The organism is Vreelandella lionensis (assembly GCF_002087295.1).
GTDB classification, from domain to species: domain Bacteria; phylum Pseudomonadota; class Gammaproteobacteria; order Pseudomonadales; family Halomonadaceae; genus Vreelandella; species Vreelandella lionensis.
This window is the reverse complement of the sequence record NZ_MWVI01000077.1, coordinates 1-11,376: the sequence shown is the minus strand read 5'-3', so window position 1 is coordinate 11,376 and position 11,376 is coordinate 1. Positions and strand designations below refer to the sequence as shown.

Here is an 11,376-nt window from a genome sequence, read left to right as displayed (position 1 = left end):
TTCCATACACCAGAAATCACCATAGCTCGCGCGGTGGCATGGCCTCCCCATACCCCGACAAGCCCATTATCTCCGTTGTTGCTCACGCATCGAAAGCGCCAGCATTGAGTGCGGTGGCAAGGTCTCCCCATACCCCGACAGGAACACAACCACCGTGGATGTACACGCGCCGAAGACACTCGCTTTGCCAACAATGGCGTGCTTGGGATACCCCTAGATCATTAAATGCTTGTCGTAATTTTTGTTGCTTTCATGGCAGCTATTTCATGCATGAGGGATCAACCCTTCCCCACCCTTCTATACCTCTAGCTACTGCCGTTTGGTAACAGCCCTCTCCCCGGCACATGGATACCCATAGAGTGATGTTCCAATCACTGGGAATAGCGCTCTCTTGAATGGGGTAAGCGTATAGCTAGCACCCGTATTAATGATGCGATGCTTCAATGTACACGCCCCATTGCGGTTTATATCTAACCCCACGCTAGGCCTGCTCAGATACGCATAAAAAAGGCTTGTAGAGTGACACTACAAGCCATAGAGAAATCGAATAATGCGCTATTAAAAGATTGTCATGCCGTCCTAATTGTTTCCTTGTTGGCCTAGCTCTGGTCGGTAGTGGCGAGCAGTACCAATGGCCTTGTTAATACGTTTCAAATGGTCGATAAAGCGTGCTCTTCGTTCGATCAACACGAGGGCTTCAGCGATCAGCTCTCGCGCCTCTTGAGGCACGGTTTTCGCCCTTGCTGCTACCCCTGGTCGCTGTATTCTAACGGCATGCCACGTTGAGGGTGCGTGCCGGCTATGCTGTTGTCGGTTGACCCATTTACGCCATACCGGGTGAGGGCACCCGAGGCATCCATAGCCACACCGACTAACATCTAAAAGTACCGCGCCATGGGTACGTGGTTGGGCCTGCCTGATGCGCTCAACAATGTCCAGTAGCTGCCGTGTGTACTCGCCCATAATTGCATCTATATCGGCTGTCAGTGCGCCCACCATTAGCTCGGCCTCGTGTGCTAGCACCTCCCTATCAACAGTACGGCGTGATTGACGTTGATGAGTGTTCTCGGCCTGTGATTCATCGTCGTGATGTACTTCGTGCATTGCGGTTCCTATCGTCTTCTATCACTCATCAGGCGTGTTGTTCTGAGTGGCTTTAAAGGGGCTAAGTGGGTACGTCTGGCGGGTGTAAAATTGAGCGCCTTCCTTGGCGAGGGGAGTCCTTTTCGGTTTGCTTTTTAATGCGATCGGCCAAGTGTCCTAGCCCCATCCAAGGGGTGCCCGGGATGCCTCTCGGCGGGGCTAGCGTGGATGCTCGTTTAGGAACACGCGACACTCCTGTATTGAGGTGCGGGCAGCCTCGGGAAGTTTTACTTGGTAGCGCTTCGCGGCGGACTCAGCAGCGGCTATCATTTTCGCGGGCGGAGCTTGGATCTGCATATACTTATCGATGAAGGTTTTGCACTCCCTGAATGAGGTCAGTTCTCCATTCAGCGTCACACCATTTTCGCCAGCTAGGCGCATAGCCAAGGCCTTCATCTTGTCGGTCGGCGGCGGTGTCTGCTGCATTACCTCGTCCAGGAATGAGCGACATATCTCGAAGCTCTTTTCGATGCCCTCTGGTAGCGTAAGACTGCGTGCAGCGGCTAGCTTGCGTGCTGCGGAAACCATGTTCTCTGTGGGGCCATTGGCTGCTTCTAAAACTGCCTCAGGTGCATTGTCCATGATGTCGATTGCCTCTTTGATGCGGGTAGTAATGAAGTCGCGTTGAGCAGTTATAAACTTGTCGCGGGCGTGCTTAGCCGCTGTGTCGTTGGGGGCGTTCTGGATTGCATCGAGCTGGCGCTCCCAAGCGGCTGTCACGCGCACATCGGAGAGTTCGGTGGGGGTGTTATCGATGAATGCGCGGCCTCGTGGTGTGGAGACAATTAGCTGCTGTTTCCCCTTGCGCTTGGTGGCTACGTATTCGCGATCAAACAACGTCTGGATAACCGTATCCCGAGTGGCTGGGGTGCCGATCCCTGCAGCCTTTCGGAGTGCTGCTGCATCTTCCCCTTCGACGTGTCGGCCTGCATTGAGCATTGCGCTTAGCAGGTCGTGCAGCGTGTAGTGTTTGGGCGGCGCGGTGCGTGCCTCATGAAGCCTTACAGCCTCGATGGGAATGCTGGCGCCGGCTACCAGTGGTGGCAGGTCTTTCTGTTCTTTGTGAGCCTCTAAAGCCGACATCCAGCCGTGGTCAATGACGCGCTTGAAGGTGCCGGAAAACAGCGCTGGCTGCCGCTCTATCACGTCCTCGACATCGATGCTGGCGCTGACACTCAAGGACTCGACGGTCGCGGCTGGCAGGAGGGCCTGGATGAATTGTTTTGCACAGGCCAGGTAGACCTTTTGTTCGGCCTCCGTACGATCTGCGAGGTTCGGAGTTTTGCGCGTTGGAATGATCCCGTGGTGGTTCATCGGCTTGTCGGTAAAGCAACGTGGCCGTGGCACCTCCGCACTCTCCATGCAATGCCGGCGACCAGCTTGGCGGGCTGGCGCCATAAGCGCGTCATCAGCCTTTGCTGCGCCACCCAGAATGGCCAATAAATCGTTCCGGTTATACAGACTGGCGGGCAGTTCTCCATGCTCTGTTCGTGGGGAGGTCAGGTAACCATCGCTTCGCATTGAATCGGCCGCTTTCAGCGGCTGTGGGGCCGTGAGGCCGTACTGTTTTGACATGTCTCGCTGAAGCGCTGTGAGGCTGTATGGCAGCGGTGGATGCTTGGCTGTTTGCTTTGTCTCGGCCTCCAGAATGGCGGCGTTATCGACGGTCTCTAGGCGCTTGGTAACGGCCAACATGGCAGCCCTGTCCAGGAACATCGGCTTGCCGTCATCCTGCAGCTGGATGCTGCTGCCCCCAGCTATTGGGGTGGCCGGTGAATAGGTCAGCTCGCCCCCGCCCAGGGTGATCTTCGCCTGGTAGTGATCGACTGGAATGAAGGCTTCAATTGCGCGATCGCGGGTAACAACTAGCCCAAGGGTGGCGGACTGTACGCGGCCGGCCGACACGAGCCCAGCCTTGCCCTTACCTTTGGCTAAATCGCTACCCATAAGGCTAAGCGAGCGGTTGGGGTGTATGCACGGACAAGGTACTGCCAGAAGCCATCCGCGTTGGCTCGGGCCTGCTGACCCCGCCAGAAAGAAATGGTTTCTCCGGCGTTCCTGAGGCGCTTGGCCGCGGCCTGAACATCGGCCGCTTCCATAGAGCCGGTCAGCCACATCCGCTTCACCGAACCGCGGTACTTTGCGTACTGCAGGATCTCGTACCCGATGGCCTCGCCTTCGCGGTCTGGATCGGTGGCCAACCATACTTCTGTTGCTTGAGAGAGTTCTTTTTTAAGGTTTCCCAGGTATTTCTTACCGCGGTCGGTAGGCGTCTGAGGAAAGGCGGTAGGTAGGGGCAGAAGACTGCGGGGATCGCGCCAATTGGCCTCTGGGCTCACCTCGGAAGGCTCAACAGGCGCCAGCAAATGCCCAGCGGCCCAAACTAAGGTAAGTGTTATGCCATTCCAGGTGCCGGTGTAGGCGTTGCCGCTGCGCGTAAGACCTAAAGCAGGGGCTATTTTGTCGGCCTGGTCGGAGTGTTTCTCGCACAGAATGAGTGCTCGTGATGTCATCCTGAAGGTCGTCCTTCGGTAGAGGAAAGTAAGCGGAATAAGCACCGCTCAGAAGCAAACCGACAATACGATGTCTTTCATCTCTAAAGTGTATTGCATACTTAAAAAGTGTCGTCTAGTATAGCAACACATAGGCAGCGGAAAAAGCTTAACAACCCTCTGCCGAACGAATTAAGCGGATTGCGCCCGCTATCTCCTCTCTCCCCTGACACGGCTTCGGGGATGCGCATTAGCCGTCTGGTCGTCTCGGTAACGGGGCTACCGGAGAGCCCTCTGAGTTAGCCCTGATCCGGCTTCTCTCTCACTCTCAACTCAGAGGGCTCCCCAGTAGCAGATCCAGAGTTTGAAGTCGGGCGCGGCCCGGGCGTGCTGACAATCCACGCTCCCCAGTAAGAGCCTGTTTCCCTGTACCTCACCCGGCCTCCCCAGCCGGTTTTGTTTTATTTGCGAGGGCGATCCATGGACAACCTTGAGGAATTGAGCGGCGTGATCAGTGCCGTTCGTTTCGTAGGTGAAGAGGGATTTCAGATCCTGACTGTGCGCGATGCTCAGGAACAGGAGGGAACGCTGGTGGCTGTATGTCAGCCGCTCAACGAGGGGGAGTCTGTACAGGCCCGCGGCACTTGGGGCACGCATCCTAAGTTCGGCAAGCAGTTCAAAGCCGATCGGCTCATCACGCAAATACCTCAGGAGTCCAAAGCGCTGGGTGCATACCTTGCGAGTGGCAAGGTGGCCGGCATTGGCCCCAAGTTCGCTGCGCGGTTGGTCGCCCATTTCGGTGATGGGCTGCGCGACGTACTCGGTGACGAAAAGGCCTTACGGGCTGTGTCAGGCATCGGTAAGAAGAAAGCAGTGGGGATAGCGGCGAGCTGGAATGAGTACCAAGAAGCGCGTGATGCATTGATCTTCCTGCAGGGGCATGGTCTGGGCGCTTCACGTGCAATGTCGGTCTTTCGCCAGTTGGGCCAGGAGACCATTGCGAAAGTATCCGCCAACCCCTACCGCACCTTATTGAAGACTCGAGGTATAGGGTTTCGTATAGCCGATGCTATGGCTCAATCTCTTGGCTTCGAGTTGACCCACCGCGATCGACTCATTGCGGGGCTTCGCCATGTCGTTGATGCACGATCAGCCTCGGGGCATACCCTGGCAACCTCGGATGAATTGGCCTCGGAAGGCGCGCAGCTCCTCGGGGTCGACGTGGCACGCATGGCCTCGGTTGTTGAACTGCTGCTGGCGCATGAAAAACTTATAAGTGTTGAGGGCGGGCTAGTTGGCCTGCCTTCGCTGGTGGAAGCCGAGAGAACCATCGCCACCGCGTTGCTAGCGCGTGCGGTGCATTGGAATGGCTGCAACCAAGTGCGTGTTGATGGCGAGCTGTCGGATGGCCGGGTGCTCAGTGATGAGCAGCGCCAAGCATTGGAGACCTGCCTTGCGTATGGGGTGGCTGTGCTTACGGGTGGGCCGGGGGTGGGGAAAACCACGGTGACTGAGGTGCTGGCGCAGACACTGGATGATGCTGGCCTTGAGCTGGCGCTGTGTGCGCCAACTGGCCGTGCCTCTCGGCGAATGTCGGAGGCAACCGGGAGGCCGGCGTCTACTATTCATCGTCCCCTGGGCGCCGGCGCCAGCGGCTTTGAGTTTAATGCTAGCAACCCGATCGAAGCGGATGTAGTGATCATTGATGAAGCATCGATGGTCGATGTGCCGTTGTTTCTGGCTCTGGTGGTGGCGCTGCCTGACCACTGCCGACTGTTCATCATCGGTGATCAGGATCAATTGGCCTCGGTTGGGCCGGGAAACATTCTTCGCGATGTGATCGGTTCGGGTGCTATCCCAGTGGCACGTCTTCAACAGATCCGGCGACAGGGGCCTGGCTCGCAAATTACTGTCCAGGCGCACGCCGTCAACCAGGGCAATAGTCCTCAATCGGTACCAGATAGCGACTTTGAGATTGTCGAAGTGCCGGAAGGCGGTGACCCCGAGCTGGTGTGTCGTGTGGCATTGCGGGTGGCCACTGAAGACATGCTGGCGCGTGGCTTCGATCCTCTTTATGAAGTGCAGGTGTTGCCACCCATGCACGGTGGTCCGGTCGGAACCCGTGCTCTCAATGAAGCGTTACGAAGCTATCACGTCCCGGGCGATCGGGGCTCTGTGACAATCCATGGTCGCCAATGGGCGCCAGGGGACAAGATCGTGCAGACCGAGAATGACTATAACCGTGATGTCTTTAATGGTGATCTCGGCTATGTGGTGACGGCAGACGCTGAGGAGAAAACCGTGCTGGCGCGGTTTGAGGATCGTGAAGTGCTATTCACCAGCGACACCCTCGGCAAGCTGCAGCTGGCCTATGCCATGACCGGACACAAAGCGCAGGGGTCCGAATTCCCTGCCGTGGTCATTCCTCTGGTGAGATCGCATTGGCACATGCTAGAGCGACAATGGCTCTACACCAGCCTCACTCGGGGCAAACGCCGCGTCGTACTCGTTGGTCACCCTTCTGCGATTAAGCGAGCCGTCCATCATGTCACCGGGCAGCGTCGACTTACCTCATTACCGCTTTGGTTGCGCTAGCCTGCCTCACCAGTATCACCAACCTATAAAGGAGAGATCCATGGCCAAGAGAAGGCTTGAAGTCGCCCGGGACCCCGGCGAGCCACCTACAGCCTGCCTTTCCCAGCTGGGACACGTTGAGGCGCTTGTGACCGGAGGTGTGGCATGACCGGCTTCATCGCCATTCTCTGGGTCGGCGCTCTCGCGTATGCCGTCTTCCTGGCTGTGATGCTCATTTTCGGCTGGGGTAATCTCAAGGATCGCCGCTTTTTAATCCGCTGGATGGTCGCCTGGTCGGCGCTGCTGGCGCTGACGATCGGGATATGAATGGCTGCGTCTGAGCCTGAACAGCCACCGCCTCCCCCCGCGCCGCTGCTGGGAACGCCGATGGCTGTGGCCACCTCGGCAGGTGACGAAACTGAACCGGATGCGGACTAGAAAAGCTGATCACCCCGCCTTCTTGGAAAGGGGATTAGTGGGTACGGCAATGTGTGTGAGCTTTGTGGAGAGTCAACGTAATGGGCAATCAGTCACCGACAACACGGTTCATCGAGATGGTGCCGCCTTTGCTGGTACTTGCTGGCGCGATCGCGCTGTTGCAGGTGCATGCGATTCAGTTTTGGACTGAGTTTGTTGGGCCGATGGGTTGGGCCTGGGCTGTTCTCCTAGAAGTCGTTGCATTGTGGCTCTGGTATCAGCGCCAGCTGGCTCGGCGAATGCTGGCCATGGTCGCCAGCGTGCTTACGCTTACCGGACCTATCTATATGGTTTGCGAGCCTCTGGTGGATGAGTGGCTGTCAGCGTCTCACGTCGACGCCAGCCGGGAGCTGCGCATTGAGCGGCTGGCTCTGGAGGCCTCGCGCCTTGAAGAGAGTATCGAGGCTTTCCGGGCAAATAGTGAGGCCCGGGCTGGCTGGCTCGAACCGATACAAGTCGCACAGGCTCGTCTCGCTGAGGTTGACAGCCAGTTGGCGACTCTCGTGGCGGCGCCCCCGGCCGAGGCCTGTACATGGCGCCAGCAGGCTTTGATCGGCATGCAGGCGGTGGCGCTGCTGATCTTCCAGCTGGCCGCGGTGCTCGCTATCACCTCTCTATCCAAACTGCGCCAGCACGCATTCGCCAAGGGTGTCACCCCGCGCCCTACCTCCTCTTGCGACAGGTTGCGCGAGGAAACGCCCGGAATTGGGCAGAACTTGGTTGTAGCAGGTGCGCTAAACGCCGAGTCCGCTACATGCAACCTCGAACCGGAGCTGGGTTTGCCCAGTATGGGTGAAGCGAATAATGACAGTGAGCTGGGAAAGGGAGGGTTCGCGTATGCCGATATTGTCGTGCTTCGTGACGCCCGGGAGCAGTTGCTCGAGGACCGAGAAATGACGCAGGCAGCATTCTGCCGTGATCACGATTTCTCGCCTAGGGATCTTTCGCTACTGCGCCGACACGAGGCGCGTTGTGCAGCGGGAGCGCGGACAATCTCCATAACAGCCCTGGATCGGCTAGCCGAGATTCTTCGGCATCATCCGACCAGCTGTGCTGCGTAACGTAGGGGGTAGACATGTGCTCTGCACTCAATGCAACGAACAAGCCGGATTTGCTAGCAGACGGCGCACTAGCAAATGAACTTCATGAGTACCTACGTCATCGCGCCGTTATTGAGCAAGATCTGCGGCGTGTTGGCATCACTGATACCACCCCTCTTGAGTTGGCCGATCGCATCATTGCCGATGCGATGCACTCAGCCTATGCCTGTATGCTCAGCGCCAACAAGCTGACCCATGCAGGTATCGCCAAGGGGAGAGAACACAATCACAGGAGGCAAAGCGATGGCGAAACCTAGTCATTGCAAGGGCGAGCTGGTGGCACTCTCTAGCGGTGGGGCAACCCATTACCAGTGCAGCGGGCTATATCGTGCCCTGGTTGATCTCAACCTGGGTGAGCTGGCTGAGCAATATTGCCTACAAGCCCCTTATCGCCAAGCGACACTGGATAGTCTCAACATGGGCACCCTAACCATCGACGATATTAACGCGATGGAGGCTTCCGGTGCCTATGCGCATCGGGACATCTCGGATCTAGGCTTTGGCCAATACCTGATTCATCGCGGCTATCTTCAGCTCGTGATGATCAACGAGGTTCACTGTGGTGCAGGGTTCTCCCCCGACATCGTGAGGGAGTCAGCCAATGCTCGGGCACAGACCCTGAGCCAGCTTTCAAGTGGGCATGTATGAACGCCATTGCCCCACACCCCATTCACCATGATATGCCAGATAGCACCATGACCGAGCGAGCCTCATGCCCAGTCTGTGCCTGTCAGGACAGTCCAGACTACCTAAAAAGAATCACCGACTGGTTTCATGACCCCTGGTTGGTGTGTCAGCGGTGCGGTTACCAGACCACCACACATTCCTCCTACGAAGCGGCTGAACGTGACTGGGACATGGCATCACTAGGCCGACAAGCAGAAGAGGCTGGACTGCTTGTTCCGGCCATTCAGGTATTTTCGATGCGTGACCTGGAGCTGTTGGAGTCCCTTCAGAAGGAAGCCTCTGAGGGTGATTGTGCGCGTACCTATCTTGTCTCCCGTGACTCACTGGTGCGCTGGAAAGAGATCGCCCGCCTTGGTCGGGACGAAGTAGACGAAACGCTGCAACCAGCGGTGGCGTCTGTCGAGCAGGACATTGCTGACCTACTTCAGGCTCAGTGTGACGAGGACTGAAAGCATTGCGCTGTTGCGGAGAATGATCAATGCATAAATATTTGCGGGTTCGTAAAGAAGCCACCTGCCTCGCGAGGCATGTAAGCCTGCAGATATGTCGAGTCAGGGGGCTGAACCGTCTCTATACCCACTACTAGATATTAGAGCTGCTGACGAATGCCAATGAGTGGCTACTTAGTCTCGCGGTCGATGATTGGCAATCGATTAACGATACGTACGCTGAGCTGCCGAGACTGAGTTTCCCCGTTGCGTTTGTCGCGATCGGGGATGGCGTGATTCGAGCGCTTTGGGATCGACTAGTGGATGCAATTGCCATGGAGGCCGGCAAACCAGTGCCTGTCACCATGGACCAAGCGGATGAAGCCACTCGACACGCCCTACAGCCGGTGGTGAGTCAGTCAGAGTGGCTGAAGATGTGTCAGGCCACCCCGTATTTTGGCGTTAGGCGTCGATTCATGGGGCAATACGTGCTCGAAGCCTTCCCCAATGAAGCCGCAACTCCAAGGGAGAGCCTTCCCGCTCATTTGAAACATACCATCCCGGCTCGTTAGCGCTTCACCATGGCGGAAGGTGCTCTATCTCGCACCCATTAACTACAGAGGAACCCAGCATGACAATGCATACTCCCCAGTCACATCCCGATATCTCAAGCGCCTGAACCGCGCTCGGGGGCACCTTTCGAGTGTGACCCAGATGGTAGAGGATGGACGCCACTGTCTGGACATCGCTCAACAACTCCATGCGGTAGAAAAAGCCATTCAGCAAGCTAAACGCACCTTAGTGCTGGATCACATCGACCACTGCCTAGACGAAGCCCTGGGTACTCAGAATCAAACGCAACGGGCACGGGCTGAAGAGTTCAAGACGATTGCACGCTACCTGTAAGCGCTTTTAGGCACCCCTCATTTGAGGAAGTTCTATGCTCGATGTACTCGCCCACCGCGTCTACCGCCATCTCTTTCTAGCGCAGGTCATTGCACTGATCGGCACTGGCCTGACCACGGTTGCTCTGGCGTTGCTGGTCACGATCTTGCCGAAGGTCAGGCGGGCGTCGTGCTAGGCACGGCGCTGGCGATCAAGATGGTCGCTTACGTGGGCATTGCCCCTTTGGTCGGCGCTTATGCATCACGCCTGCCTCGGCGCACCTTATTGGTTAGCCTGGACTTGCTGCGTGCAGCCGTGGTTTGCGCACTGCCTTTTGTTACCGAAGTGTGGCAGATCTATGTGCTGATCTTTCTGCTCAATGCTTGTTCAGCTGGCTTTACGCCCGTTTTCCAGGCGATGATCCCTGACATTCTCGAAGACGAAGAGCAGTACACACGAGCATTGTCCCTGTCGCGTCTCGCCTATGATTTAGAGACCCTTCTTAGCCCGATGGCGGCGGCGGCATTGCTGATGGTGATGGGTTTTGATGTCCTGTTTGTAATCAATGCTCTGGCCTTCGTTATCTCTGCCGCCCTGGTTATATCGGTGATCCTGCCTGCGTCTCACCCCCTAGAGGAAGCCCCCGGCGTCTGGCGTCGCGTTACTCATGGTATGCGGATTTACCTGAAGACGCCCCGGTTGCGCGGGCTACTGGCGTTGAACCTGGCTGTTTCAGCCGCCGGGGCCATGCAGATCGTCAACACGGTGGTACTCGTACGCTCGGTGTTGAATTTGGGCGAGAAAGAAGTCGCACTGGCCTTTGCCGCCGCAGGCGGGGGCTCCATGCTAATAGCCTTACCGCTGCCCAAGGTGCTGGAACGGGTGTCCGAGCGGCCAGTCATGCTGCTGGGTGGCGTTATGATGGCACTCAGCCTCTACCTGGGCTGGCTGGGCCCATCGTTTGCGGGGCTTGTCGGGCTATGGTTACTGCTGGGCGCTGGGGTCTCGCTGGTCATGACCCCCACCGGGCGCCTGCTCAAACGTTCATGCCAGCCGGAGGAGCGTCCAGCGCTGTTTGCTGCCCAGTTCTCGTTGTCACACAGCTGTTGGCTAGTCACCTATCCGTTGGCAGGCTGGCTGGGAGTGAACCTGGGACTGACGGGTACGTTCGCTTTGCTGGGAACGGTGGCCCTGGCGGCAACGGGGCTCGCGGCCCTTATCTGGCACGCACATGACCCGATTGCTCTTGACCACGAGCACGCTGCCCAAAGTCACACCCACCTGCACTACCACGATGAACATCATCAGCACGAACATGAGGGATGGGAGGGGCCGGAACCTCATCGCCATTCCCACCATCATTCCCCAGGCTCACATGGGCACGTCTTTGTTATCGATGACCACCATTCCCATTGGCCATCGTAAAACGAGTAAGGACGCGGGCTTGGGAAATAAACGTGGGATGCGAACTGCCAATCTTACTAACGCGGGTATACAACATGCTCACCTTTTATTAAGGCGTAATATTAATAGGAGGTTTTTGCGCAAAGTAAGCTTTAACAGGCTGTAGTGGTCAACTAATCCCGGACA

Annotated in this window: 13 protein-coding genes; 10 read left to right on the top strand and 3 right to left on the bottom strand. The window is 57.2% G+C overall.

Annotation, left to right across the window (positions count from 1 at the left end; translation table 11 throughout):
- Nucleotides 1–579: 579 nt before the first annotated feature.
- The 3 genes from B4967_RS11420 to B4967_RS11410 form a co-directional block, all read right to left on the bottom strand.
- Nucleotides 580–1,104: a hypothetical protein gene (locus B4967_RS11420; protein WP_083025292.1), complete on the bottom strand. Its 525-nt coding sequence runs from the start codon at nt 1,102–1,104 to the stop codon at nt 580–582.
- A gap of 198 nt (nt 1,105–1,302) precedes the next feature.
- Nucleotides 1,303–3,090: a DNA topoisomerase gene (locus tag B4967_RS11415; protein WP_279384701.1), complete on the bottom strand. Its 1,788-nt coding sequence runs from the start codon at nt 3,088–3,090 to the stop codon at nt 1,303–1,305.
- Nucleotides 3,075–3,656 carry a toprim domain-containing protein gene (locus tag B4967_RS11410; RefSeq protein WP_083025290.1) on the bottom strand — a complete coding sequence of 194 codons (582 nt, stop codon included), beginning with the start codon at nt 3,654–3,656 and terminating at the stop codon, nt 3,075–3,077. The genes B4967_RS11415 and B4967_RS11410 overlap by 16 nt, the downstream gene beginning before the upstream one ends.
- 459 nt (nt 3,657–4,115) lie before the next feature.
- Between B4967_RS11410 and recD2 the strand changes: the two genes are divergently transcribed.
- The 10 genes from recD2 to B4967_RS11370 all read left to right on the top strand — a co-directional run bounded on the left by recD2 (nt 4,116) and on the right by B4967_RS11370 (nt 11,211).
- Entirely contained in the window at nt 4,116–6,230 is a 2,115-nt protein-coding gene (gene recD2 / locus B4967_RS11405) for an SF1B family DNA helicase RecD2 (protein WP_083025288.1), read from the top strand.
- Between the two features lie 144 nt (nt 6,231–6,374).
- Nucleotides 6,375–6,536, top strand: coding sequence for a hypothetical protein (locus B4967_RS18065; RefSeq protein ID WP_161491504.1), 162 nt, complete (start codon nt 6,375–6,377; stop codon nt 6,534–6,536).
- Nucleotides 6,537–6,775: 239 nt separating this feature from the next.
- Nucleotides 6,776–7,747: a hypothetical protein gene (locus tag B4967_RS11400; protein WP_139794476.1), complete on the top strand. Its 972-nt coding sequence runs from the start codon at nt 6,776–6,778 to the stop codon at nt 7,745–7,747.
- 14 nt (nt 7,748–7,761) lie between these two features.
- The gene (locus tag B4967_RS11395; protein ID WP_083025284.1) at nt 7,762–8,043 is read left to right on the top strand and encodes a hypothetical protein; all 282 of its coding nucleotides are present in this window, start codon (nt 7,762–7,764) and stop codon (nt 8,041–8,043) included.
- Nucleotides 8,030–8,434: a hypothetical protein gene (locus B4967_RS11390; protein ID WP_083025283.1), complete on the top strand. Its 405-nt coding sequence runs from the start codon at nt 8,030–8,032 to the stop codon at nt 8,432–8,434. The genes B4967_RS11395 and B4967_RS11390 overlap by 14 nt, the downstream gene beginning before the upstream one ends.
- Nucleotides 8,431–8,922: a hypothetical protein gene (locus B4967_RS11385; protein ID WP_083025281.1), complete on the top strand. Its 492-nt coding sequence runs from the start codon at nt 8,431–8,433 to the stop codon at nt 8,920–8,922. The genes B4967_RS11390 and B4967_RS11385 overlap by 4 nt, the downstream gene beginning before the upstream one ends.
- 299 nt (nt 8,923–9,221) lie before the next feature.
- Nucleotides 9,222–9,473, top strand: coding sequence for a hypothetical protein (locus tag B4967_RS11380; protein ID WP_083025279.1), 252 nt, complete (start codon nt 9,222–9,224; stop codon nt 9,471–9,473).
- 142 nt (nt 9,474–9,615) lie between these two features.
- Nucleotides 9,616–9,807, top strand: a complete 192-nt coding sequence (locus B4967_RS20395; protein WP_279384702.1) for a metal-sensing transcriptional repressor — start codon at nt 9,616–9,618, stop codon at nt 9,805–9,807.
- A gap of 34 nt (nt 9,808–9,841) precedes the next feature.
- The gene (locus B4967_RS21545; protein WP_243470533.1) at nt 9,842–9,982 is read left to right on the top strand and encodes a hypothetical protein; all 141 of its coding nucleotides are present in this window, start codon (nt 9,842–9,844) and stop codon (nt 9,980–9,982) included.
- Nucleotides 9,976–11,211 carry an MFS transporter gene (locus B4967_RS11370; RefSeq protein WP_479694230.1) on the top strand — a complete coding sequence of 412 codons (1,236 nt, stop codon included), beginning with the start codon at nt 9,976–9,978 and terminating at the stop codon, nt 11,209–11,211. The genes B4967_RS21545 and B4967_RS11370 overlap by 7 nt, the downstream gene beginning before the upstream one ends.
- Nucleotides 11,212–11,376 lie beyond the last annotated feature (165 nt).